The following is a 23,962-nucleotide window of genomic DNA, read 5'->3' on the forward strand; positions in this document are numbered from 1 at the left end:
CTGGCGCCGGATCCGGCCAGCCGCGCCACCTTAGCGCGGCCATGCGGGTGCGGCTGCGATGCCTGTCACGCGCTGCCCGCGCGCGCTGCCGGCTATTTCTTCTTCGGCCGCTTCCAGTCTTCGTGCGAGGCCTGCCGCGCCCGCGCCACGGTGAGCTGGCCGGCCGGCGCGTCGCGCGTGATCACCGACCCGGCGCCGATGGTCGCCCCGTCACCGATCGTCAGCGGCGCCACCAGCGCGCTGTTGGAGCCGACGAAAACGTCGTCGCCGATCGTGGTCTGCGACTTGTTCACCCCGTCGTAATTGCAGGTGATGGTGCCGGCGCCGATGTTGACCCCGCTGCCGATCGTCGCATCGCCCAGATACGTCAGATGATTGGCCTTGCTGCCGACGCCGAGCACCGCCTTCTTGGTCTCGACGAAGTTGCCGATGTGCACGCCATCGGCCAGCACCGTGCCCGGCCGCAGCCGCGCGAACGGCCCGATCATCACCGCGCCCTCGGTGATCACGCCTTCCAGGTCGCAGTGCGCGCGCACTTCGGTGCCCGGCCCCAGCACCACGTCCTTGAGCCGTACGAACGGGCCGATGCTGACCCCGTCGCCCAGTTCCACCTCGCCTTCCAGCACCACGTTCGCATCGATGCACACGTCGCGGCCCACGCGCACGCGGCCGCGCTGGTCCAGCCGGTTCGGATCGAGCAGCTGCGCGCCCTGCTCGCACAGCGCGCGCGCCGCGCGCAGCTGCCAGGCGCGCTCCAGCTGCGCCAGCTGCCAGGGGTCGTTGGCGCCTTCGGCCTCGATCGGATCGGCCACCAGCACCATCTCCGCGGGCGTGAATTCGGCGGCGGCGGCGGCGAACACGTCGGTGAGGTAGTACTCGCCCTGCGTATTGTCGTTGCGCAGCTGCGCCAGCCAGCGCTTGAGCGCGGTGGATTCGGCGGTGACGATGCCGGTGTTGATGGTGCGGATGCGGCGCTGCTCGTCGTCGGCGTCCTTGTGCTCCACGATCGCGGCGACCTTGCCCGCCGCGTCGCGCACGATGCGGCCATAGCCGTCGGGGTCCTCGGGTTCGGCCACCAGCACCGCCAGCCGTCCCGGCGAGTGCAGCAGGCGCAACAAGGTGTCGGCGCGGATCAGCGGCACGTCGCCGTACAGCACCAGCACGGTGGCCGCATCCGGCACCGCGGCCGTCGCCTGCTGCACCGCGTGGCCGGTGCCCAGTTGCCGCGCCTGCTCGGCCCACAGCAGATCCGGCTGGTCGCCGAAGGCCGCGCGCACCGCGTCGCCGCCATGGCCATGGACCACATGGATCGCCGCCGGCTGCAGCTGGCGCGCGGTGTCGATCACGTGGGCCAGCATCGGCCGGCCAGCGATGGGTTGCAGCACCTTGGGCTTGGCGGACTTCATCCGCTTGCCCGCGCCGGCGGCAAGGATCACGACGTGCAGGGGCAGGCTCATGGGGGGAAGTTCCATTCCGGGTCAGACCGGGATTTTAGAGGCAGCCGTGTCTGCGTGCCGCATGCGCATCGCATCGCGCCGCGGCATTTACATCCGCGCCGCAGGCGCTAGCATGCGCGCTTGATCCCAACCCAGGGCTTGCATGACTCTGCTGCGCCAGGGCAGTCAATTCGTCGTGATCGGATTGCTGCAACTGCTGATCGACTGGAGCGTGTTCGTCGCGGCGACCGCCGTCGGCATGCCAACGATCCCGGCCAACGTGCTCGGCCGCGTGTGCGGCGCGCTGCTCGGCTTCTGGCTCAACGGCCGCATCACATTCGCCAGCGACGGCGCGCGCCTGGGCTGGCAGCGCTTCGGCCGCTTCATGGCGATGTGGATCGTGCTCACCCTGCTCAGCACCTGGCTGGTGGCACTGTGCGCGGACGCGCTGGGCCTGCGCCTGGCGTGGCTGGCCAAACCGGTGGTCGAAGGCGCGCTGGCGGTGCTGTCGTTCTTCGTTGGGCGGCACGTGGTGTACCGCTAGCCTGCGCATGGCGTAGCACCTGCAGGAGCGGCTTCAGCGGCGACAGGCGCCATCGGTAACGCCTGTCGCGGCTGAAGCCGCTCCTACAGAATCAACCTGGCTGTTGCAGGCGCGGCTCTCGACGGCGCAGACGCCTCTGCGCGCAATCGGACTATGCCGCTCACCCGCTCAGCGGCAGAAATCGCCCAGGCTGCGCACCAGCGCGGTGCGATGGACCTGGTCCAGCTGCCAGCGCAACGCATAGGCCTCGGCTGCGCGCGCGGTCGCCACCGGGCAGTCCGGCGCTTGCCGGGCCGCAGCGTTGGCCTGCAAGGCATCCAGCATCTCGCCCTGCAGCTGGTCCAGGCGCGCGCGCAACGCGGTCAGGTCCGGACGCGGCTGCTCGGGCGCGCGGCCGCGCAGCCGCCAGCGCTCCAGCAACTGGTACTGCACCAGCTTGTTGGACTCGATCTGCATGCCGAAGAAGCGCGCCGCGTCGTCCGCGTCCACACCGTGCGCCGGCGCCTGTTCGCGCACGCTGGCCAGCACCGCGGCCTCGCGCGTGGCGTCCAGCACCGGCTTGCCGCTGTCCCATTTGCTCAGCGCGACCTGGTCGCCGATCGCGTTGCGCTCGACGATGCGGTCCAGCAGCGGTTCCAGCGGCGTGGCGCTGCGCGCGGGCACCGCGCAGCCGAGCATGGCGGTAGCGGCCAGCAGCGCGCTCAGCATGCGCGGGAGGGTGGCGGCGACGGAAGCGGTCATCGGGTCTCTCCTGAAAGCCGTCTGCGTGGGGGAAGGATGCGCAGATCGGGTCGCCATCTTGCCGAAGCCATTGGACGATTTCGTTGCACCACGCCGCGCTTGCGGCGCAGGCGCGCAGCCGAGTCAGCGGCGATAAAGCCAGCGCCGTGCGCCATGTCACTGTTGCGCCCGACACCGGTCGCGCGTGCGGTGCGGCGCATGCGCAGGGACGCTACGGAAAAGCGGGCGCCCCGCCTCCGCGCACATCGCCAACGAAAAACGCCGGCAATCGCCGGCGTCTTCGTCGCAGTCGTGCGGCCGCCAGGCGGCGCGCGCGGCGGCGTCAGTGCTTGAGGTTTTTGCGCAGGCGCTCCAACGCCTGCAGCTGCGCGGTGACTTCCGCCAGCTTGGCCTGCGCCTCGGCCACGTCGATGCCGTCGCCGCGGTTAGCGAGCATGCGCTCGGCTTCTTCCTTGGCCTTGCGCACCGACGCCTCGTCGATGTCCTGCGCGCGGATCGCGGTGTCGGCCAGGATGGTCACCACCTGCGGCTGCACCTCGAGGATGCCGCCGGAAATGGCGAAATCCAGCTGCTCGCCGCTGGCGGTGGTGACCACCACCTTGCCGGGCTTGAGCCGGGTGATCAGCGGCGCGTGCTTGGGCGCGATGCCCAGCTCGCCCAGCTCGCCGGTGGCGACCACCAGGGTCGCTTCACCGTGGTAGATCTCGTGCTCGGCGCTGACGATGTCGCAACGGATGGTGCTCATGGTGCCTCACTGGGTGAGGCGGGAATCGGGAATCGGGAATCGGGAATGGTGAGAAGCAGATTGCCACTGACCACTTGCGCGATGCCTCGGATGCCGCCTGTCCCGCCTTGACGATTCTCTATTCCCCATTCCCGAATGCCGGCCGCGACGCGGCCGGCATTCAGATCAGGCCTTCTCGGCCATCTTCTTGGCCTTCTCGACCGCCTCTTCGATGCTGCCGACCATGTAGAACGCCTGCTCCGGCAGGTGGTCGTACTCGCCTTCGACGATGCCCTTGAAGCCGCGGATGGTGTCCTTCAGCGACACGTACTTGCCCGGCGAGCCGGTGAACACTTCGGCCACGTGGAACGGCTGGCTGAAGAAGCGCTCGATCTTGCGCGCGCGCGACACCGACTGCTTGTCCTCTTCGGACAGTTCGTCCATGCCCAGGATCGCGATGATGTCCTTCAGTTCCTTGTACTTCTGCAGGGTCATCTGCACGCGGCGCGCGGTGTCGTAGTGCTCGTGGCCGATCACGTTCGGATCCATCATGCGCGAGGTCGAATCCAGCGGATCCACCGCCGGGTAGATACCCAGCGAGGCGATGCTGCGCGACAGCGCGACGGTCGAGTCGAGGTGGGCGAAGGTGGTCGCCGGCGACGGGTCGGTGTAATCGTCCGCGGGCACGTACACGGCCTGGATCGAGGTGATCGAGCCGGTCTTGGTCGAGGTGATGCGCTCCTGCAGCACGCCCATTTCCTCGGCCAGGGTCGGCTGGTAGCCCACCGCCGACGGCATGCGGCCCAGCAGCGCCGACACTTCGGTACCGGCCAGGGTGTAGCGGTAGATGTTGTCGACGAACAGCAGCACGTCCTTGCCCTTGCCGTTCTCGTCCTTCTCGTCGCGGAAGTACTCGGCCATGGTCAGGCCGGTCAGCGCCACGCGCAGACGGTTGCCCGGCGGCTCGTTCATCTGGCCGTACACCATCGCCACCTTGTCCAGGACGTTGGAGTCCTTCATCTCGTGGTAGAAGTCGTTGCCCTCGCGGGTACGCTCGCCCACGCCGGCGAACACGGACAGACCCGAGTGCGCCTTGGCGATGTTGTTGATCAGTTCCATCATGTTGACGGTCTTGCCGACGCCGGCGCCGCCGAACAGGCCGACCTTGCCGCCCTTGGCGAACGGACACATCAGGTCGATGACCTTGATGCCGGTTTCCAGCAGCTCGGTGGCCGAGGACTGGTCTTCGTAGCTCGGCGCGGCGCGGTGGATTTCCCAATGGTCGGTGGCCTGCACGTCGCCGGCCTCGTCGATCGGGCGGCCCAGCACGTCCATGATGCGGCCCAGCGTGCCCGGGCCGACCGGCACCGAGATCGCGCGGCCGGTGTTGGACGCCACCAGGTTGCGCTTGAGGCCGTCGGTGGAGCCGAGGGCGATGGTGCGCACGATGCCGTCGCCCAGCTGCTGCTGCACTTCCAGCGTGATGGCGGTGCCTTCGACCTTCAGTGCGTCGTACACCTTCGGCACATCGGCACGCGCGAATTCGACGTCGACGACCGCGCCGATGATCTGAACGATCTTGCCCTGACTCATGTTTGCTGCTCCGGTTAACTTAATTCGATCGGCCAACGAGTCGGCCCTTCAATAATCCGTGATTCGGGATTCGGGATTGGGGATTCGCAAAGCGCGCCTGGCTGCTGTTGCGAATCCCGAATGCCCAATCCCCAATCCCGCGGCCGTCGTCAGACGGCCGCTGCGCCGCCGACGATCTCGGAAATTTCCTGGGTAATCGCCGCCTGCCGCGCCTTGTTGTAGATCAACTGCAAGGTGCTGATCAGCTTGTTGGCGTTGTCGCTGGCCGCCTTCATCGCGACCATGCGCGCGGCATGTTCGGACGCCACGTTCTCCAGCACCGCCTGGTACACCAGCGACTCGATGTAGCGCGTCATCACGTGCTCCAGCACGGTCGCGGCATCGGGTTCGTACAGGTAGTCCCAGTCGTGGTGCGCGACCTGGCTCTCGGCCGCCGGCAGCGGCAGCAGCTGATCGAAGCTGGCCTTCTGCGTCATCGTGTTCACGAAACGGTTGTAGACCAGGTAGACGCGGTCGACCTTGCCCTCGGTGAATGCATCCAGCATTACCTTGATCACGCCGATCAGCTGCTCCAGCTGCGGCACGTCGCCCAGGTGGCTGACGCTGCCGACCATGTCGACCTTGAGCCGGCGGAAGAACACCGATGCCTTCTGGCCGATGGTGACCACGTCGATGCCGGCGCCCTGGTTCTGCCACTGGCGCACTTCGCCCAGCATCTTGCGGAACAGGTTGTTGTTGAGGCCGCCGGCCAGGCCGCGATCGGAGGAGATCACGATGTAGCCGACGCGCTTGACCGCATCGCGCTGCACCAGGAACGGATGCGTGTAGTCGGTGCTGGCCTGCGCCAGATGCCCAATCACCTGCTTCATCGCCTGCGCGTACGGGCGCGAGGTCTTCATCCGATCCTGCGCCTTGCGGATCTTGGAGGCCGAGACCATCTCGAGCGCGCGCGTCACCTTGCGGGTGTTCTGCACGCTCTTGATCTTGGTTTTGATTTCGCGTCCGCCTGCCATGCTCTCGCTCGCTTTGCTCGCTTCGTGGGAATGGGGAATGGAGAATCGGGAATGGGCAAAGCCCGGATCCCGCTCCTACGATTCCCTATTCTCGATTCCCGATTCCCTGCAACTGACTTACCAGCTGCCCGTGGTCTTGAACTCGCCGATGCCCTTCTTGAACGCCGCTTCGATCTCGCCGTTCCAGTCGCCGCTGTCGTTGACCTTGGCCACCAGCTCACCGGCGGTGTTGGCGAAGTGCGCGTGCAGGCCTTCTTCGAAGGCGCCGATCTTGTTGACCGGCACGTCGTCCAGGAAGCCTTCGTTGACCGCGTAGATCGACAGTGCCTGGTTGGCGATGGACATCGGCAGGTACTGCTTCTGCTTCATCAGCTCGGTGACGCGCTGACCGCGCTCGAGCTGCTTGCGGGTGGCTTCGTCCAGGTCCGAGGCGAACTGCGCGAACGCCGCCAGCTCACGGTACTGCGCCAGCGAGATGCGGATGCCGCCGGAGAGCTTCTTGATGATCTTGGTCTGCGCGGCGCCGCCGACGCGCGACACCGAGATGCCGGCGTTCACCGCCGGACGGATGCCGGCGTTGAACAGGTCGGTTTCCAGAAAGATCTGGCCGTCGGTGATCGAGATCACGTTGGTCGGCACGAACGCGGATACGTCGCCGGCCTGGGTCTCGATGATCGGCAGCGCGGTCAGCGAACCGGTCTTGCCCTTGACCTCGCCCTTGGTGAACTGCTCCACGTACTCCTCGGACACGCGCGCGGCGCGCTCCAGCAGGCGGCTGTGCAGGTAGAACACGTCGCCCGGATACGCTTCGCGGCCCGGCGGGCGCTTCAGCAGCAGCGAGATCTGGCGGTAGGCCACGGCCTGCTTGGACAGATCGTCGTACACGATCAGCGCGTCTTCGCCGCGGTCCATGAAGTATTCGCCCATGGTGCAGCCGGCGTAGGCGCTGATGTACTGCATCGCCGCCGACTCGGAGGCGGTCGCGGCGACCACGATGGTGTGCGCCAGCGCGCCGTTCTCTTCCAGCTTGCGCACGATGTTGGCGACGGTCGAGGCCTTCTGCCCGATCGCCACGTACACGCACTTGATGCCGGTGCTCTTCTGGTTGATCACCGCATCGATCGCCAGCGCGGTCTTGCCGGTCTGGCGGTCGCCGATGACCAGCTCGCGCTGGCCGCGGCCGATCGGGATCATCGCGTCGACCGACTTGTAGCCGGTCTGCACCGGCTGGTCGACCGACTTGCGCCAGATCACGCCCGGCGCCACGCGCTCCACCGGCGCAGTCAGGCTGGTGCCCAGCGGGCCCTTGCCGTCGATCGGCTCGCCCAGCGCGTTGACCACGCGGCCGAGCAGCTCCTTGCCCACCGGCACTTCCAGGATGCGGCCGGTAGTCTTGGCCACGTCGCCTTCGCGCAGGTTCTCGTAGTCGCCGAGCACCACGGCGCCGACCGAGTCGCGCTCCAGGTTCAGCGCCAGGGCGTAGGTCTCGTTCGGCAGTTCGATCATTTCGCCCTGCATCACGTCGGCCAGGCCGAAGATGCGCACGATGCCGTCGGACACGCTGGTGACCGTGCCTTCGTTGCGCGACTCCGCAGTCAGCTTGACCTGCTCGATGCGGTTCTTGATCAGTTCGCTGATTTCGGAGGGATTGAGCGTGGTTGCCATCTTGGTTTCCTTCGGATCGTCCACCGCGCGAAGGCGGATGGCGACGTTTGGTTAGCTTCTTTGAGAATCGGGAATGGGGAATCGGGAATCGCTGCTGGCGTCGCCGCCGGGCCGGGTTCTCTTTTCTCTATTCGCCATTCCCGCTTCTTAGTGGGCCAGTGCGGATTGCAGGCGCGACAGCTTGCCTTTCAGCGAACCGTCGATGACCACGTCGCCGGCGTCGATCACCGCGCCGCCGATCAGCGAAGCGTCCACCGCCGTGGTGATCTCGACCTCGCGGCCGAAGCGCTGCTTCAGCGCCACCTTCAGCGAGGCCACTTCCGCGTCGCTCAACTGCGTGGCCGAGGTCACGTTGGCCTGGACCACGCGTTCGGCCTCGGCGCGCAGCTGATCGTACAGCCCGGCGATCTCCGGCAGCAGCGGCAGCCGCTGCCCTTCGGCCAGCAGGCTCAGGAAGCGCGCGTACTGCTCGTCGGCCACCTGCGGCGCCAGCAGCGCCACCGCCTGCTCGCGCTGCAGCTGCGGGTTGTGCAGCAACGCCGCCACGCGCGGGTCGGCCGCGATCTGGGCGGAGAACGCCAAGGCCTGCGACCAGGGCGCGAGCTTGCCGGCATCGCTGGCCGCGGCGAACGCGGCGCGGGCATACGGACGCGCCAGTGTGAGGGCCTGGCTCATCTCAGATCTCCGCCGCCAGCTCGTCGAGCAGCGCCTTGTGGGCGTTGGCGTCGATTTCGCGCTTGAGCAGCTTTTCCGCACCGCTCACCGCCAGCAGCGACACCTGGCGACGCAGATCCTCGCGCGCACGGTTGGCCGCGGCTTCGATCTCGGCCTGGGCCAGATCCTTCTGCCGGTTGGCCTCGGCGATCGCCTCGTTCTTGGCCGCTTCGACGATCTGGTTGGCGCGCGCGTGGGCCTGATCGATGATTTCGTTGGCCTTGATGCGTGCATCCTTCAACGCTTCGTTGACCTTTTCCTGCGCCTGCGCCAGATCCTTCTGGCTGCGATCGGCGGCGGCGAGGCCTTCGGCGATCTTCTGTTGGCGCTCTTCGATGGCCTTCATCAGCGGCGGCCAGATCTTGGTCGCGACGATCCAGATCAGACCGGCAAACGCCAGCGCCTGGGCAAAGAGGGTGAGACCGATATTCATTGGGTACGCTCAGCCAAAGTGACGGGGTGGACGCGCCGCCATCGCGGCGCACGCGTCCGAACCTTCATCCGCAGCGGGGCGGCCGCATCGCTGCGACCGTCCGCCATTACTACTGGATCAGCCGCCCTGCGGCAGGCGCGACACGAACTCGCCGATCATCGGGTTGGCGAACGCGAACAGCAGGCCGACCGCGACGCTGATGATGAACGCGGCGTCGATCAGGCCGGCGGTGATGAACATGCGCACCTGCAGCACCGGGATCAGTTCCGGCTGGCGCGCGGCCGATTCCAGGAACTTGCCGGCCATGATGGCCAGACCGAGGCCGGCGCCCAGCGCGGCCAGGCCGATCATGATGCCGACGGCGAGGACGGTGGAGCTCTGGACTTGGGCGAGGTTGGTCAGGACGGCGAAGTACATGGTTTTCTCCGAGAACTAAAGTTGCTTGAGGATGGTGAATCGAACGAAGGGTTGCGTAACGCGTGAAACAGAAACGTCAGTGGCTGTCTTCTGCCAGGCTCAGATACACGATGGACAGCATCATGAAGATGAAAGCCTGCAGCGGAATCACCAGCAGGTGGAACAGCATCCAGCCGAAGCCGAACGCGCCGCCGGCCAGTGCGCCGAAGATGCCGGCCCCGCCCAGCACCCAGATCAGCAGGAACACGATCTCGCCGCCGAACATGTTGCCGAACAGTCGCATCGCCAGCGAGACCGGCTTGCTCAGCCACTCGACCACATTGAGGATCAGGTTGAACGGCAGCATCCACTTGCCGAACGGGGCGGTCAGGAATTCCTTGGTCATCCCGCCCACGCCCTTGGAGCGCAGCGAGAAGAAGATCATCAGGAAGAACACGCTGATCGACATGCCCAGGGTGGCATTGACGTCGGCGGTCGGCACCGGCTTCCAGTAGTGCACGCCGGCCCAGCTCAGGGGGATCGCCAGGAAGTCCGCCGGAATCATCTTGATGAGGTTCATCATCAGGATCCAGAAGAACAGGGTGATCGCGATCGGGGTCACCAGCTTGCTGGTGCCGTGGTAGGTGTCCTTGGCCTGGCGGTCGACGAACTCCAGCAGGATCTCCACGAACGCCTGCCACTTGCCTGGCACGCCGGCGGTGGCCTTGCGCGTGGCCAGCCAGAAGCCGAACACCATCAGCAGGCCGGACAGCACCGACATCACCAGGGTGTCGACGTGCACCTGCCAGAACCCGCCTTCCTGCACCTGGAAGGTGAGGTTGTGCAGGTGGTGCTGGATGTAGGAGGTAGGGGTTGCTTCCTCGCCCGCCATGAGTCCTGAGCCTTTATCGTGATTCGATCAACGTCTGGCCAGAGCCAGAACTTGGAACATCAGCCCGGTGGCGATACCCGCCAACAGGGCCAGAGGAGGCAGCCGCCACCAGGCAAAGCCCAGCGCCAGCACCGCGAACACCAGCACCCACTTCAGCACCATGGCCACGATCAACCGCGCCATCGCCGCACCTGCCGCCTGCACGCCGCCGCTCAACGCGGTGCGTGCCGCCAGCCATCCCCCCGCCACCGTCGCCAGCCCGGTTGCGGCAGCGCCCATGGCGTACTTCGGCCCCAGCAGCAGGAACGCCAGGGAAACCACGGCCACCGCCACCAGCGGGTAAATCGCTGCGCGCAGCATCAGCCGCCGACCCGCATCAACGGAGTTCAGCACAGAAAATCCTGCAGTTGGTGGTGGGTTGAGGACGTCTTCGCGTCCGTCGAGCCGCGGAATTATAGCAATGGGACAATTTGCGAGACAACCGCCAAAGGTTGCGGCCGTGCCCGGATCGAGCCAAGCCGCCAACGATAGCACGCCGCGGACCCGCACCGCGGCCCGCAATGACGCATCGCAACAGGGATTTGCGTGGGAACTTTTCGCCTCGCCTCCGGTCCGATCATGCAGGGACTGCGCCCATCCTCGTCGATTTGCAGCGCGGACCCATGGAGCCCCGGGCGACCGGGGCTCTTCTTTTGCCTGCGATTCTGTGACCGGCGCCACCTCCATACCTTCACGGATGGTGGACATGGTTTTAAGGATAGTTGCGGCACGCGGTGGCGCTCGCCATCGGCGCATCCATCCCCAGATGACGGAGCTTCGCCCCCTATGAAACATTTGCTCGCTCTTGCGTTGCCGTGCGCGCTCGCCGCCGCCTACGCCCTCCCCGCCCACGCCGCTGACACCGACGACCGCTTCACCATCCGCCTCGGCGCGATGAACGTGGACAACGACAACACCTTGCGCGGCAATACCACCATCGCCGGCAACGAGGTCTCCGGGTCGCAGGACTTCGACTTCGGCGGCAAGGAATGGGAGCCGCGCGTGGATGGCGTGTTCCGCATCAGCACCCGCCAGCGCCTGATCTTCGACTACTTCAAGTACGACAAGGACCGCCGCGAGGAACTGGGCGAGGACGTCAGCTACGACGGCGTCACCGTGCCCAGCGGCAGCTTCGTCAAGGGCGAGCTGAAGTACCAGGTCGCCAGCCTGATCTACGACTATTCGGTGATCGACACCCCGCAGTTCAGCATGGGCCTGCAGATCGGCGCCGAGTGGGCCAAGGTGCAGGCCAACGCCTACGCCGACCTGGGCGACCTGTACACGGGCACCTTCGTCGACGAGAGCGAGGACGGCGCCGCGCCGGTGGTCGGCCTGCGCTTCACCGCGCAGCCGAACGAGCACTGGCTGTTCAGCGTGCAGGGCCAGTACCTCAACACCAAGTGGGGCGATTTCGGCAAGTACGACGGCGACCTGAGCCGCGCCAATGCGATCGCCGAATACCGCTTCACCAAGAACTTCGGCATCTTCGCCGGCTACGACTGGTTCAAGCTGGACGTGGACCGCGAGACCGACTCCAACTCGGCCTCGTTGACCAATGTCGGCCTGAAGCAGGAGTTCAAGGGCCCGGTGGCAGGCGTGACCTTCGCGTTCTGAGTCTTTCGGACCAAGAACTCGCAAGCAGTTCCAAGCAAAACCCCGCAGCGATGCGGGGTTTTTGTCGTTATGGCGGCTGGCTGGCGAACGATTGCATCGCGCACCGGGACAATGCTCACGACGGCTTGGTGGCGCCCGCGACCAGCAGGTGCTTGTGCCGTTCGCAATAGCACGCGTCGTGCCAGCCGTAGTGCGGATCGCGGCATACCGAATGGCGCACCGCCGCGGGCAGATCGGTCACCGCGCTGCGCAGATCGTGCCGCAAGGCCACGAACACCGAGCCGGGCTCTGGCCAGTCGGTCTGGTGCGGCGGCTCGTGCATGGCGTTGCCCCTGCCCAGTTCGCGCTCCAGCAGCGCCTGCAGTTCGGGACACAATGACTTCTTGCGCATCGCATGCTCCGCAATCGCGGCCGCGCTGCCGCAGACAGGACGACGCCCCGCGAACGGGGCGTCGTCGGCATCGTCAAGGGCACGCGGCGCTTACTTCTTCTTCGGAATGTACAGGTCGGTGATGGTGCCGTCGTAGACCTCGGCGGCCATGCCGACCGACTCGCTCAGGGTCGGATGGGCGTGGATGGTGTGGCTGATGTCCTCGGCTTCCGCGCCCATCTCGATCGCCAGGCCGATCTCGGCCAGCAGGTCGCCGGCATGCACGCCGACGATGGCGCCGCCGACGATGCGGTGCGTTTCCTCGTCGAAGATCAGCTTGGTGAAGCCCTCGGTGCGGCCGATGCCGATGGCGCGGCCGCTGGCCGCCCACGGGAACTTGGCCACGCCCACCTTCAGGCCCTTGGCCTTGGCCTCGGTCTCGGTCACGCCGACCCAGGCGATTTCCGGGTTGGTGTAGGCCACCGACGGGATCACCCGCGCCACCCACTCCTTCTTTTCGCCCGCCGCCACTTCCGCGGCCAGCTTGCCCTCGTGGGTAGCCTTGTGCGCCAGCATCGGGTTACCGACGATGTCGCCGATGGCGAAGATGTGCGGCACGTTGGTGCGCATCTGCCGATCGACCGGGATGAAGCCGCGCTCGGTGACGTTGACGCCGGCGTTCTCCGCGCCGATCTTCTTGCCGTTCGGCGCGCGGCCCACCGCGACCAGGACGCGGTCGTAGGTGGTTGCGCCCAACGCCGGCTGCTCGCCCTCGGCCGCGGCCTCGAAGGACACGGTGATGCCCTTCTTGTCGGCCTTGACCTCGGTGGCCTTGGTCTTCAGGTAGACCTCCACGCCCTGCTTCTTCAGCCGGTCGGCCAGCGGCTTGACCAGGTCCTTGTCGGCGCCCGGCATCAGCTGGTCCATGAACTCGACCACGGTGACCTTACTGCCCAGCGCGCTGTACACGGTGGCCATTTCCAGGCCGATGATGCCGCCGCCGACCACCAGCAGGCTCTTGGGGATCTCCTGCAGCTCCAGCGCGTCGGTGGAGTCCATCACCCGCTTGTCGTCCCACGGGAAGTTCGGCAGCTTCACTGCCTGCGACCCGGCGGCGATGATGCAGTGCTCGAAACGCAGCAACTGGGTCTTGCCGTCGGCAGCGACGATCTCCAGCTCGTTGGGCGACACGAACGAGGCCACGCCGGTGACGGTGCGCACCTTGCGCTGCTTGGCCATGCCGGCCAGGCCGCCGGTGAGCTTGCCGACCACGTTTTCCTTGTACGTGCGCAGCTTGTCCAGGGCGATCTTGGGCGCGCTGAAGGTCACGCCGAAGTCGCCGGCGTGGGCGACCTCGTCGATCACCGCGGCCGCGTGCAACAGCGCCTTGGACGGAATGCAGCCGACGTTGAGGCACACGCCGCCGAGGCTGGCGTAGCGCTCGATCAGCACCGTGTCCAGGCCCAGGTCGGCGGCGCGGAACGCGGCGGTGTAGCCGCCGGGTCCGGCGCCGAGCACCACCATCTTGCATTCGATGTCGGCCGGCTTGCCGCTGGCCAGCGCCGGCTTGGGCGCCGGCGGCTCGGCCGGGGCGCGATGCGACGGCGCCACCGGCGGCTTGCTGGCCGGCGCCTCGGCCTTGGCCGCTGCGGGCGCGGCGGCCGGCGCGGCGCCGGCGTCCTCGGTTTCCAGCAGCGCGATCACCGCGCCCTCGGACAGGGTGTCGCCGAGCTTGACCTTCAGCTCCTTGATCACGCCGGCCGCCGCCGACGGCACTTCCAGCGTGGCCTTGTCCGACTCCAGGGTCAGCAGGCCCTGGTCCTTCTTCACCGTGTCGCCGACGGCGACCAGCACTTCGATGACCGGAATCTCGCTGTAGTCGCCGATATCCGGGACCTTGACCTCAATGACCGCCATGCAGCTTCTCCTGTGGCCCGGCCGGCGCGCCGGCGGGCGATTGCAGTTCTACGGCGGCGCCGCGCTGGACGCGGCGCACGCAGGTGGGGGAAACACGGGCCGCGCCGGGCGCGGCGCCGTTGCGGCAGGACTTACAGCAGCACGCGGCGCATGTCCGCCAGCACCTGGCTCAGGTAGGTGGTGAAGCGCGCCGCCGCGGCGCCGTCGATGACCCGGTGGTCGTAGCTCAACGACAGCGGCAACATCAGCTTCGGCGCGAATTCCTTGCCGTTCCACACCGGCTGGATCGCCGACTTGGACACGCCCAGGATCGCCACTTCCGGCGCATTGACGATCGGCGTGAACGCGGTTCCGCCGATGCCGCCCAGCGAACTGATCGAGAAGCAGCCGCCGCTCATCTCGGCCGGGCCGAGCTTGCCGTCGCGCGCCTTCTTGGCCAGCTCGCCGCTCTCGCGCGCCAGCTCGACCACGCCCTTCTTGTCCACGTCGCGGATCACCGGCACCACCAGCCCGTTCGGGGTGTCGGCAGCGAAACCGATGTGGAAGTACTTCTTCAGGGTCAGGTTTTCGCCGGCCGCGTCCAGCGAGGCGTTGAAGTCGGGGAACTGCTTCAGCGCCGCGGCGCTGGCCTTGAGCAGGAAGGCGAGCATGGTCAGCTTGATGCCGGCCTTCTCGTTCTCCTTGTTCAGCGCCACACGCAAGGCTTCCAGGTCGGTGATGTCGGCCTGCTCGAACTGGGTGACGTGCGGGATCATCGCCCAGTTGCGCGCCAGGTTGGCGCCGGAGATCTTCTTGATCCGCGACAGCGGCTTGACCTCGACCTCGCCGAACTTGGCGAAATCGACCTTGGGCCACGGCAGCAGATTCAGGCCATTGCCGCCGCCCGCCGCCGGCGCGCCGCCAGCCGCTGCGGCCGGCACGCCGCCCGCTAGCGCGGCCTTGACGTAGCGCTGCACGTCGTCCTTGGTGATGCGGCCGCCGTGCTCGGTGCCGCTGACCTGGAACAGGTCCACGCCCAGCTCGCGGGCGAACACGCGCACCGCCGGGCTGGCGTAGGGCACCTTCTGCGGCAGCACGCTGTCGGCGTTGAACTCCACCGGCGGGCTGCTCGGGGTGCCGGCCGACGGCGCGGCGGCGCCCGCCTTGGCCGGGGCCGAACCCTGCACCTGGGCGATCTCGCGCTGCGCGAGCTTGTCCGGCGCGGCCGAGGCCGGCACCGGCTCCACCCCGCCGCCGGTCTCGGCGCTGGGCTGGATCGCGCCGGCGGCCGGCGCGTCGGCGCTGGCGCCGGCCACTTCGATCAGCGCCACGACCTTGCCCTCGGACAGACTGTCGCCGACCTTGACCTTCAGCTCCTTGATCACGCCGGCCACCGACGAGGGCACTTCCATCGTCGCCTTGTCCGATTCCAGGGTGACCAGGCTCTGGTCCTTGGCCACGGTGTCGCCGACCGCGACCAGCACTTCGATCACCGGCACGTCGCTGTAGTCGCCGATGTCCGGCACGCGCGCCTCGACGATGCCGCCGCCGCCCGCGGCGGCCGCCGGCTTGGTCGCTTGCTGCGCGGCCGGCGCCGGCTGTGCCGGTTCCTGCTTGGCCGGCGCGGGCGCCGCCTTGGCCGCTGCCGGAGCAGGCGCAGCGGCGCTGGCGCCGTCCTCGGCCACTTCGATCAAGGCCACCAGCTTGCCTTCGGACAGGCTGTCGCCGACCTTGACCTTCAGTTCCTTGACCACGCCGGCGAACGGCGACGGCACTTCCATCGTCGCCTTGTCCGACTCCAGGGTGACCAGGCTCTGGTCCTTCTTCACCGTGTCGCCGACCGCCACCAGCACTTCGATTACCGGGACGTCGCTGTAGTCACCGATATCGGGGACAAGTGCTTCCTTGATTTCGGCCATGCGGGCAACTCCGGCAACTAATGAGGGGGAAACCCCTATTGTGGCGGCCCGCAGCCGCAGCGCCAACCTTTGCCGGGCAAAAAAACCCGCGGCGGCCGCGTGGCGACGCCTAGAAGCGCCCGTGCGCGGCGTCCGCGGCGCACTGTACGCCTGCGCATTGTCCTGGCGTCATCGCCGCGATGCGCGCCGCGCAGCCTTCACGGACAGGCGCCTAGCATGCGCCGCACCCCGATCGGAGTGCCGCCATGCGTGCGTTCGTGCTGTTGATGTCGCTGGCGATGCCGCTGGTCGCCTGGTTCTCGCAACGCGGCGCGTTCGGCCCGACCAACGGCGCGATCTCCGACCGCTACCCCACCCTGATCGTCGCCGCCGGTTATGCCTTCGCGATCTGGGGCCCGATCTTCCTGCTCGACCTGGCCTTCGGCGTGTGGCAGTCGTCGCCACGGCGGCGGCGCGACAGTGCGCTGGCGCAGGTGCGGTTGCCGGCGGCGCTGGGCTTCGGCCTCACCGCGCTGTGGATGCCGGTGTTCTCGCAGCAGCATTTCCTGCTGGCGCTGGCGGTGATCTGGGCGGCGCTGGCGTGCCTGGCGCTGGCCGCGCTGCGCCTGTCGCGCGATCCGCGCGCCGAGCCCTGGCAGGCGCTGTGGGCCTGGCTGCCGCTGTCGCTGCACGCCGGCTGGCTGTCGCTGGCCGCCTTCCTCGATACCGCGCAGGTGATCGTCGCCTATCGCTGGCTGTCCACCGAGCACATGCTGCCGTGGAGCCTGGTGCTGTTCGCGCTGGCCGCGGCACTGCTGCTCGGCCTGAACCGGGCGATGCGCGGCAACCTGGCCTATGTCGCAGCGGCGCTGTGGGCGCTGGGCGCGGTCTACGTCAAGCAGACACACAGTGGCCTGGACGGTGCGCTTACGGCGGCCTGGGTGGCGCTGGCGCTGGCCGCGGTGCTGCTGGTGCAGACGCTGTGGTTGCGGCTGCGCGCGCCGAGACCGCGGGCGCTGCACTGATCCGCGCTAGCTCGCCGCCGCCGGCGGCGACGTGAGCCAGGCCTGCAGCGGCGCCCACGCCTGCTGCAATCGCGGCAGCGAAAACGCGGCGTTGGCCGGGCTGGTCGAGGGCAGCGCCAACACCGTCGGCGGCGGTTCGCGCGGCGCCAGCTGCGGCTGCACGAAACGCGCGAACGCCTGCGCCGCCGCCGCGCCATTGCACGCGATCGCGCGCAACTGCGGCAATTGCGCGATGCGCTCGGGCAGCGGATTGGGCACTTCGCTACCGCGCACGATCGCCGTGTCCAGACTGCCGCTGCGCCGGCACTGGCCGATCACGTCCCACAGGCCCACGCCGCAGGCCTGCATCGCCTGCAGCCGCGCTCCGTAGTCCAACTGCGGGTCGAAGCCGCACAACGCGCCCAGCAACGGCCACAAGCGGTTGCGCGGATGTGCGTAGTAGCGCGCGTGCTGCAACGACATCGCGCCGGGCATCGAGCCGAGAATCAGCACCCGGCAATCGTCGCGGATCTGCGCAGGCAAGCCTTGCAGTACGTCCTGCATCGTCACGCCACACGCATCTGGGTGAATGTCGCCAAGTCTTAAAACCTCGTTATTTCAAGCATCCAACGCCGGTGTCTGAACGATGCCTGCATCCACCCGGCCGAGGTCGGCGTCGATTCATCTTTTCATCGATACGGTGTGCGCGCCCACTCCTGTGGCCCCACAAAAAAAAGATTGAGGAGATTCCCATGCGGTCCATTCAAATCCTGAGCCTGGCTGTCGTTTCCGCCCTTGCGTTCGCGCCTGCCGCATTCGCGCAGGACAGCGACACCGCATCCGGCAAGCGCTTTGCCGTCGTCGGCAGCGCGACCCTGCTCGACCCCCATTCCAAGCCGGCCAACGGCCTCGACGTCGACGGCGGCCCGGCGCCGACCATCAGCGCCAGCTGGCTGATCAACGACAACTGGGCGGTCGAGCTGTGGGGCGCCGCCGACAAGTTCAATCACCGCGTCAGCGCCAGCGGCGTGGGCAAGGTCGGCACCGTCGAGCAGCAGCCGATCGCGCTGAGCGGCCAGTACCACTTCGGCCAGGCGGACAACGTGTTCCGTCCGTTCGTCGGCGTGGGTTACTACGAGTCCAACTTCAGCAACGAGAAGATCGACGGCCTGTCGGCCAGCGGCCAGCACGTCGGCCTGGACACCGCCAAGGGTGCGATCGGCACCGTCGGTGTGGACATGAACATCAACTCGACCTGGTTCGCCCGCGCCGATGCCCGCTACATGCATTCGCGTCCGGAAGTGCAGGTCGGCGGCAGCGGCACCGGCCAGGACCTGAAGCTGGATCCGTGGCTGGTCAGCTTCGGCGTCGGCGCGCGCTTCTAAGCACGCCTGCACCGCGCCACATCATGCAAACGGGCCTTCGGGCCCGTTTGTTTTTGTGGCTCCTCGCGTCTGCGCGCGGCTCAGCGCGGCGAGCGGTCGTAGCCGCGATAGCGATCGAAATGACGCACGCGACGCCGCAACAGCCACGCATACGCGCACGCGTAACCGAGCAACAACGCCGCCGCGCCGAGCAGGCTGGCGTGGCTCATCCAGCCCTGCGCCGGCCACGCCGCGCCTTCGCTGAGACTGCGCCACCCCTGCAGCAGGCCGGCGCCGATCCGTGCCACCACCAGCAGCGTCAACGCCAGTGCCAGCCACAGGTTCGGCGTGTAGTACAGGCCGTGCGGCAACGGCTCGAACCGGCTCAGCCAGATGCCCAGCGCGCCCAGCGCCAGGCCAGCCATCCAGCCGATGCAGGCATAGCGCGCCGCATCCGCCCACCAGTGCGTGGCAATCGCTGCGAAGGCCAGCAACACCAGGCTCGACACCAACGCCGACCAGAACTGCACGCCGGCCAGCCACGCTCGCGCCTGGCGCCGCGAGGTGCCGTAGCGGAAGCGCTGCAGCAGCGACAGCGGCAACAGCACCGCGGTCACCGCCAACGCGATCACGATCGCCAGGGGAATGGCCAGCAGCAGCGGCATGCGCAGTGCTCGCTCAGAACGCCGGCAACACCGCGCCCTGGTACTTGCGCTCGATGAACGCCTTGACCTCGGGGCTGGTCAACGCCTTGGCCAGCTTCTGCACGCGCGGATCGTCCTTGTTGTCGGCGCGCGCGACCAGGAAGTTCACGTACGGCGAGTCCTTGCTCTCGATCGCCAGCGCGTCGCGGGTGGGGTTGAGTCCGGCATCGAGCGCGTAGTTGGTGTTGATCAGCGCCAGATCGACCTGGTCCAGCACCCGCGGCAGCATCGCCGAATCCAGCTCGCGGAATTTCAGCTGCTTCGGGTTGGCGACGATGTCGCGCTGGGTGGACAGCGCATTGCCCGGATCCTTGAGCTTGATGACCCCGGCCTTGTCGAGCAGGATCAGCGCGCGGCTGTTGTTGCTGGGATCGTTCGGGATCACCACGTCGGCGCCCTGCGGCAGCGCGTCCAGCGACTTGAAGCGGCGCGAATAGGCGCCGAACGGCTCGATGTGCACGCCGATCACGGTGACCAGGTCGCTCTTGCGATCGCGGTTGTAGGCGTCCAGGTACGGCTCGGTCTGGAAGTAGTTCACGTCGATCTGCTTCTGCACCACCTGGTCGTTGGGTTGCACGTAGTCGTTGAACACGCGCACGTCCAGGGTCACTCCCTGTTTCTCCAGCAGCGGCTTGACCACCTCCAGGATCTCCGCGTGCGGCACCGCGGTGGCGGCGACGCTGAGCCGCGCGGTGTCGGTACCGGAGGTGGACTTGCCGCAGGCGGCCAGGGCGAGCACGGCGGCGCCGAGCAGCAGACGAAGCGGGAGTTTGGTCATGGCAGGGAATCCGGAAACGTGGGGAAGAAGAGCGGCCAGGCCGCCATGCGGGCAAGCTAGCAGACCCGAGCGCTGCATGCGGCGAAGGGCCTGGGACGGCTTTTCCTGTAGGAGCGGCTTCAGCCGCGACGCTTTACCGATAGATCCGGTCGCGGCTGAAGCCGCTCCTACAGAGGGCACAGGCGCGATCCAGCGACCGCGTGGCGCTCAGCGCCGGCTGTAATGCGCGACCAGCCGATCGCCGAGCATCTGCAGCCCCTGCACCAGCAACAGCAGCACCACCACGGTGATCAGCGCCACGTCGGCGTGCGAGCGCTGGTAGCCGTCGCGATAGGCCAGGTCTCCCAGTCCGCCGGACCCGATCGCGCCGCCCATCGCGGTGAAGCCGATCAGCGCGATGGTGGTCACCGTGGCGCCGGCGATCAGCCCCGGTCGCGCCTCGGGCAGCAGCACCCGCGTCACCAGTTGCCAGGTGGTCGCGCCCATCGCCAGGCTGGCCTCGACCACGCCGCGGTCCACTTCGCGCAGCGCCGTCTCCACCAGCCGCGCGTAGAACGGCGCCGCGCCCACCACCAGCGGCAGGATCGCGCCGCGCACGCCCAGCGAGGTGCCCATCGCCCACAGCGTCAGCGGAATCATCGCGATCATCAGGATGATGAAGGGCACCGAGCGCAGCACGTTAATCGCCAGCGCCAGCGTGCCGTACAGCAGCGGCCGCTGGTGGGTCTGGCGTGGCCCGGTCAGGAACAGCAGCACGCCCAGCGGCAGGCCGATCAGCAGGGTCAGCGGCAGCGAGCCGCCGAGCATCAGCAGCGTGTCCAGCGTGGCACGGCCGATTTCGGCCCATTTGCCGGCGTCGAGATTGCGGAAGAAGCCGCCGGCGGCGGTCGCGAACGGGATCATCGGCGCAACTCCTCGACATGCACGCCGGCAGCGGCGAACCCGGCCTGCGCCGCGTCCAGATCGCCGCCGACCAGGGCCACGGTCAGCTGGCCGTACGGGGTGTCCTTGATCCGGTCGATGCGCCCGGACAGGATGTTGTAGTCCACCGCGGTCTCGCGCGCGATGCGCCCGAGCAGCGGGGCGTAGGTGTCGCCGCCGAGGAAGGTCAGGCGCAGGATGCGCCCGGCCACCGCGGTGAAGTCGCGATGCAGCTCGCCTTCGTCCACGTGTTCGGCCTCGGACACGAAGCGGCGCGTGGTCGGATGGCGCGGATGCAGGAATACCTCGGTGACCGGCCCGCTCTCGACCAGGCGCCCGGCGTCGAGCACCGCCACGCGGTCGCAGACCCGGCGGATCACTTCCATCTCGTGGGTGATCAGCACGATGGTCAGGCCCAGCTCGCGATTGATCTGCGCCAGCAGGCTCAGCACCGAGGCGGTGGTCTGCGGATCCAGCGCGCTGGTGGCCTCGTCGCACAGCAGGATCTGCGGCCCGGTGGCCAGCGCGCGGGCGATGCCGACGCGCTGCTTCTGCCCGCCCGACAGCTGCGCCGGATACTTGCTGGCATGCTCGGCCAGGCCGACCCGGGCCAGCAGCTCGGCGACCCGCGCGTCGATCTGCGCGCGCGGCGTGCCGGCCAGTTCCAGCGGGAAGGCGACGTTGCCGGCCACGCTGCGCGAGGACAGCAGGTTGAAGTGCTGGAAGATCATGCCGATGCGCCGGCGCAGCGTGCGCAGCCCGGCACGGTCCAGCGCGGTGACGTCCTCGCCATCGATCAGCAGGCGCCCGCCGCTGGGCTCCTCCAGCCGGTTGATCAACCGGATCAGGGTCGACTTGCCGGCGCCGGAGTGGCCGATGATGCCGAACACCTCGCCGGCCCGGATTTCCAGGTCGAGCGGATGCAACGCCACGACCGACTGGCCGGCGACGGGGTAGGACTTGTGCAGGTGCTCGAACTGGATCACCGCGCGGGGCCGGCAGCGAAGGGGGCGCAAAGCCTAGCAGGCCAGGCCTGCAGGCGTTATTCCATTCGATTCTAAGGCTTGCGCCCGGAACGGCGCCGGCAGCCAAGGCGACTAAGGATGCGCCAGCGGCGGCGGCCGCACGGTGGCGCGGACCCGCTCGCGGTGCAGCAGGTACAGGCCGCTGGCGACGATGATCGCCGCGCCCAGCCAGGTCCAGGCGTCGGGCAGCTTGCGCCACAGCAGCCAGTCCCACGGGATCACCCAGATCAGGCCGCTGTATTCCAGCGGCGCGATCAGCGAGGCGTCGCCGCGGCGAAACGCCTGGGTCAAGGCCACCTGCCCCAGCGCGCCGGCCAGGCCGAGCGTGGCGATCCAGCCGGCATCGGCCAGGCGCAGCGGGATCCAGGCCGGCCACGCCAGCGCGCCGGCGCCGAGCGCCATGATCAGCAGGAACCAGACCACCAGCGACTGCGGCGTCTCGGTGCGCGCCAACAGGCTGACCAGCACCGCCGCCAGCGCATAGGCGGTGGCCGCCAGCAGCACCATCAACCCCGGCAGCGACACGAAGCCGCCCACGCCCGGGCGCAGCACCACCAGCACCCCGACCAGGCCGATGCCGATCGCGGTCCAGCGCCGCGGGCCGACGCGTTCGCCCAGCAGCGGCACCGACAACGCCGTCACCAGCAGCGGCGCGACGAAGTAGATCGTGTAGGCGGTGGACAGCGGCAAGCTGCGCAGCGCCCAGGCGAAGCAGCCGATCATCGCGATGCCGAGCACGCCGCGCAGCAGGTGCAGGCCCCAGCGCACCGGCAGGATCGAACGCGGGCCGGCGGTGGCCAGCACCCACAGCAGCACGAACGGCAGCGAGGCGCCACCGCGCAGCGTGGCCACCTGCAGCGCCGGATAGTGCGCGCTCAACAGCTTCATCGCCGCATCCATCAGCGCGAAGCAGGCGACCGCCGCGATCATCCAGGCGGCGGCCGCGGCGTTGGAACGGGAGGTGGACATGCGCGGATTATCGCCGCGATCGGCAGCGCCGCCCAGCGGCGCCACGGCCAGATCGGTAGGATATGGCGTCTTTGCCCGGGAAACCGCCATGCCTTCCTTCGACGTCGTCTCCGAAATCGACAAGCACGAACTGACCAACGCCATCGACCAGGCGAACCGCGAGCTGTCGACGCGCTTCGATTTCAAGGGCGTGGAGGCCAGCTTCCAACTCGACGACCAGGTCATCAACCAGGCCGCGCCGAGCGACTTCCAGGTCAAGCAGATGACCGACATCCTGCGCGCGCGGCTGATCGCGCGCGGCATCGACGTGCGCTGCCTGGAGTTCGGCGACGTGGAGACCAACCTGGCCGGCGCGCGGCAGAAGGTCACGGTCAAGCAGGGCATCGAGCAGAAGCTGGCCAAGAAGATCGTGGCGACGATCAAGGACGCCAAGCTCAAGGTGGAAGCGCAGATCAACGGCGACAAGCTGCGCATCAGCGGCAAGAAGCGCGACGACCTGCAGGACGTGATGGCGCTGCTGAAGAAGAGCGATTTCGAGCTGCCGCTGCAGTTCGAGAATTTCCGCGACTGAGCCGCGCGCGGCGACACACGCCGCAGCCGCTTCGCCCCATCGCCGCCCGCCCTCGCCCGCCGGAATCGCCTTGAACGACCTCGCCCCCGCCGCCGACCCGATCGCGCTGACCCGCCAATGGCTGGAACGCGCGGTGATCGGCCTGAACCTGTGCCCGTTCGCCAAAGCCGTGCACGTCAAGCAGCAGATCCGCTACGTGCTCAGCGACGCGACCACACCCGAAGCCTTGCTCGAGGAATTGAGCGAGGAACTGCTGTTGCTGCGCGACACGCCGGCCGAGCAGATCGACACCACCCTGATCGTGCATCCACAGGTGCTGGGCGACTTCCTGGACTACAACGATTTCCTGGACAACGCCGACGCGGCAGTCGAAGCGCTCGACCTGCACGGCATCCTGCAGGTAGCCAGCTTCCATCCGCACTACCAGTTCGCCGGCACCGCGCCGGACGACATCGGCAACTACACCAACCGCGCGCCCTTCCCCACCTTGCACCTGCTGCGCGAGGACAGCGTGGAACGCGCCGTGACCGCGTTCCCGGACGCGGACGTGATCGTGGAGCGCAATCTGCAGACGTTGGAGACGCTGGGGTTGGACGGGTGGAAAAAGCTGTTCGCGTGACGCGCAGAGAGCACCCGGCTCCTGTCTCCCTGTAGCAGC

The 23,962-nt window shown here is 67.9% G+C and carries 26 protein-coding genes; 6 read left to right on the forward strand and 20 right to left on the reverse strand.

Annotation, left to right across the window (positions count from 1 at the left end):
• Positions 1 to 92: 92 nt before the first annotated feature.
• A complete protein-coding gene (gene glmU, locus AB3X08_RS18910) occupies positions 93 to 1,457 on the reverse strand; it encodes a bifunctional UDP-N-acetylglucosamine diphosphorylase/glucosamine-1-phosphate N-acetyltransferase GlmU (protein WP_369934305.1) in 1,365 nt (454 codons plus the stop codon).
• Between the two features lie 142 nt (positions 1,458 to 1,599).
• Between glmU and AB3X08_RS18915 the strand changes: the two genes are divergently transcribed.
• Entirely contained in the window at positions 1,600 to 1,980 is a 381-nt protein-coding gene (locus tag AB3X08_RS18915) for a GtrA family protein (protein ID WP_369934307.1), read from the forward strand.
• Positions 1,981 to 2,148: 168 nt separating this feature from the next.
• On the opposite strand, the gene AB3X08_RS18920 is transcribed toward AB3X08_RS18915, so the two are convergent.
• The 10 genes from AB3X08_RS18920 to AB3X08_RS18965 form a co-directional block, all read right to left on the reverse strand.
• On the reverse strand, positions 2,149 to 2,721 hold the full coding sequence (locus tag AB3X08_RS18920) for a chorismate mutase (RefSeq protein WP_369934309.1): 573 nt from the start codon (positions 2,719 to 2,721) through the stop codon (positions 2,149 to 2,151).
• Between the two features lie 322 nt (positions 2,722 to 3,043).
• A complete protein-coding gene (locus tag AB3X08_RS18925) occupies positions 3,044 to 3,466 on the reverse strand; it encodes a F0F1 ATP synthase subunit epsilon (protein WP_145705148.1) in 423 nt (140 codons plus the stop codon).
• A 165-nt stretch (positions 3,467 to 3,631) separates the two neighbouring features.
• Positions 3,632 to 5,038, reverse strand: coding sequence for a F0F1 ATP synthase subunit beta (gene atpD, locus AB3X08_RS18930; protein ID WP_369934311.1), 1,407 nt, complete (start codon positions 5,036 to 5,038; stop codon positions 3,632 to 3,634).
• A gap of 149 nt (positions 5,039 to 5,187) precedes the next feature.
• Positions 5,188 to 6,051 (reverse strand): F0F1 ATP synthase subunit gamma, encoded by an 864-nt coding sequence (gene atpG, locus AB3X08_RS18935; protein WP_369934312.1) that lies wholly within the window; start codon positions 6,049 to 6,051, stop codon positions 5,188 to 5,190.
• A 117-nt stretch (positions 6,052 to 6,168) separates the two neighbouring features.
• On the reverse strand, positions 6,169 to 7,716 hold the full coding sequence (gene atpA, locus AB3X08_RS18940) for a F0F1 ATP synthase subunit alpha (RefSeq protein ID WP_369934314.1): 1,548 nt from the start codon (positions 7,714 to 7,716) through the stop codon (positions 6,169 to 6,171).
• 147 nt (positions 7,717 to 7,863) lie between these two features.
• A complete protein-coding gene (locus tag AB3X08_RS18945) occupies positions 7,864 to 8,391 on the reverse strand; it encodes a F0F1 ATP synthase subunit delta (protein WP_369934315.1) in 528 nt (175 codons plus the stop codon).
• A 1-nt stretch (position 8,392) separates the two neighbouring features.
• Positions 8,393 to 8,863: a F0F1 ATP synthase subunit B gene (locus AB3X08_RS18950; protein ID WP_184413276.1), complete on the reverse strand. Its 471-nt coding sequence runs from the start codon at positions 8,861 to 8,863 to the stop codon at positions 8,393 to 8,395.
• A gap of 117 nt (positions 8,864 to 8,980) precedes the next feature.
• A complete protein-coding gene (gene atpE / locus AB3X08_RS18955; protein ID WP_046978353.1) occupies positions 8,981 to 9,280 on the reverse strand; it encodes a F0F1 ATP synthase subunit C in 300 nt (99 codons plus the stop codon).
• Positions 9,281 to 9,356: 76 nt separating this feature from the next.
• Positions 9,357 to 10,151, reverse strand: coding sequence for a F0F1 ATP synthase subunit A (gene atpB, locus AB3X08_RS18960; protein WP_369934317.1), 795 nt, complete (start codon positions 10,149 to 10,151; stop codon positions 9,357 to 9,359).
• A gap of 27 nt (positions 10,152 to 10,178) precedes the next feature.
• Positions 10,179 to 10,544: an ATP synthase subunit I gene (locus tag AB3X08_RS18965; RefSeq protein ID WP_179568774.1), complete on the reverse strand. Its 366-nt coding sequence runs from the start codon at positions 10,542 to 10,544 to the stop codon at positions 10,179 to 10,181.
• Between the two features lie 432 nt (positions 10,545 to 10,976).
• Between AB3X08_RS18965 and AB3X08_RS18970 the strand changes: the two genes are divergently transcribed.
• Entirely contained in the window at positions 10,977 to 11,804 is an 828-nt protein-coding gene (locus tag AB3X08_RS18970; RefSeq protein ID WP_369934319.1) for a hypothetical protein, read from the forward strand.
• A 115-nt stretch (positions 11,805 to 11,919) separates the two neighbouring features.
• Here AB3X08_RS18970 and AB3X08_RS18975 read toward each other — a convergent pair whose 3' ends face one another.
• The 3 genes from AB3X08_RS18975 to aceF all read right to left on the reverse strand — a co-directional run bounded on the left by AB3X08_RS18975 (position 11,920) and on the right by aceF (position 15,989).
• A complete protein-coding gene (locus AB3X08_RS18975) occupies positions 11,920 to 12,195 on the reverse strand; it encodes a hypothetical protein (RefSeq protein ID WP_369934320.1) in 276 nt (91 codons plus the stop codon).
• 90 nt (positions 12,196 to 12,285) lie between these two features.
• Positions 12,286 to 14,091 carry a dihydrolipoyl dehydrogenase gene (gene lpdA / locus AB3X08_RS18980; RefSeq protein ID WP_369934321.1) on the reverse strand — a complete coding sequence of 602 codons (1,806 nt, stop codon included), beginning with the start codon at positions 14,089 to 14,091 and terminating at the stop codon, positions 12,286 to 12,288.
• A 131-nt stretch (positions 14,092 to 14,222) separates the two neighbouring features.
• Entirely contained in the window at positions 14,223 to 15,989 is a 1,767-nt protein-coding gene (gene aceF, locus AB3X08_RS18985) for a dihydrolipoyllysine-residue acetyltransferase (RefSeq protein WP_369934323.1), read from the reverse strand.
• Positions 15,990 to 16,234: 245 nt separating this feature from the next.
• Between aceF and AB3X08_RS18990 the strand changes: the two genes are divergently transcribed.
• A complete protein-coding gene (locus tag AB3X08_RS18990) occupies positions 16,235 to 16,993 on the forward strand; it encodes a hypothetical protein (protein WP_369934325.1) in 759 nt (252 codons plus the stop codon).
• 6 nt (positions 16,994 to 16,999) lie between these two features.
• Here the strand turns inward: AB3X08_RS18990 and AB3X08_RS18995 are convergent, their stop codons facing one another.
• Positions 17,000 to 17,536, reverse strand: coding sequence for a DNA-deoxyinosine glycosylase (locus AB3X08_RS18995; RefSeq protein WP_369934327.1), 537 nt, complete (start codon positions 17,534 to 17,536; stop codon positions 17,000 to 17,002).
• 188 nt (positions 17,537 to 17,724) lie between these two features.
• On the opposite strand from AB3X08_RS18995, the gene AB3X08_RS19000 reads away from it, so the two are divergent.
• Positions 17,725 to 18,357 carry an OmpW/AlkL family protein gene (locus tag AB3X08_RS19000; protein ID WP_369934328.1) on the forward strand — a complete coding sequence of 211 codons (633 nt, stop codon included), beginning with the start codon at positions 17,725 to 17,727 and terminating at the stop codon, positions 18,355 to 18,357.
• Between the two features lie 80 nt (positions 18,358 to 18,437).
• On the opposite strand, the gene AB3X08_RS19005 is transcribed toward AB3X08_RS19000, so the two are convergent.
• The 5 genes from AB3X08_RS19005 to AB3X08_RS19025 form a co-directional block, all read right to left on the reverse strand.
• Entirely contained in the window at positions 18,438 to 19,001 is a 564-nt protein-coding gene (locus tag AB3X08_RS19005) for a DUF1453 domain-containing protein (RefSeq protein ID WP_369934329.1), read from the reverse strand.
• A 13-nt stretch (positions 19,002 to 19,014) separates the two neighbouring features.
• Complete coding sequence (locus tag AB3X08_RS19010) at positions 19,015 to 19,818, reverse strand: MetQ/NlpA family ABC transporter substrate-binding protein (protein WP_369934330.1); 804 nt, start codon at positions 19,816 to 19,818, stop codon at positions 19,015 to 19,017.
• 207 nt (positions 19,819 to 20,025) lie between these two features.
• Positions 20,026 to 20,721, reverse strand: a complete 696-nt coding sequence (locus tag AB3X08_RS19015) for a methionine ABC transporter permease (RefSeq protein WP_369934331.1) — start codon at positions 20,719 to 20,721, stop codon at positions 20,026 to 20,028.
• Positions 20,718 to 21,725 (reverse strand): methionine ABC transporter ATP-binding protein, encoded by a 1,008-nt coding sequence (locus tag AB3X08_RS19020; RefSeq protein ID WP_369934332.1) that lies wholly within the window; start codon positions 21,723 to 21,725, stop codon positions 20,718 to 20,720. The genes AB3X08_RS19015 and AB3X08_RS19020 overlap by 4 nt, the downstream gene beginning before the upstream one ends.
• 111 nt (positions 21,726 to 21,836) lie before the next feature.
• Positions 21,837 to 22,733: a DMT family transporter gene (locus AB3X08_RS19025; RefSeq protein WP_369934334.1), complete on the reverse strand. Its 897-nt coding sequence runs from the start codon at positions 22,731 to 22,733 to the stop codon at positions 21,837 to 21,839.
• A gap of 88 nt (positions 22,734 to 22,821) precedes the next feature.
• Here AB3X08_RS19025 and AB3X08_RS19030 point away from each other — a divergent pair, with 88 nt between their 5' ends.
• Both AB3X08_RS19030 and AB3X08_RS19035 read left to right on the forward strand, forming a co-directional pair.
• Complete coding sequence (locus AB3X08_RS19030; protein ID WP_369934336.1) at positions 22,822 to 23,304, forward strand: YajQ family cyclic di-GMP-binding protein; 483 nt, start codon at positions 22,822 to 22,824, stop codon at positions 23,302 to 23,304.
• 70 nt (positions 23,305 to 23,374) lie between these two features.
• Positions 23,375 to 23,923, forward strand: a complete 549-nt coding sequence (locus AB3X08_RS19035; protein ID WP_369934338.1) for a DUF1415 domain-containing protein — start codon at positions 23,375 to 23,377, stop codon at positions 23,921 to 23,923.
• The last annotated feature ends 39 nt before the right edge of the window (positions 23,924 to 23,962 follow it).

This window comes from Xanthomonas sp. DAR 34887, from assembly GCF_041245805.1.
Taxonomy (GTDB): domain Bacteria; phylum Pseudomonadota; class Gammaproteobacteria; order Xanthomonadales; family Xanthomonadaceae; genus Xanthomonas_A; species Xanthomonas_A tesorieronis.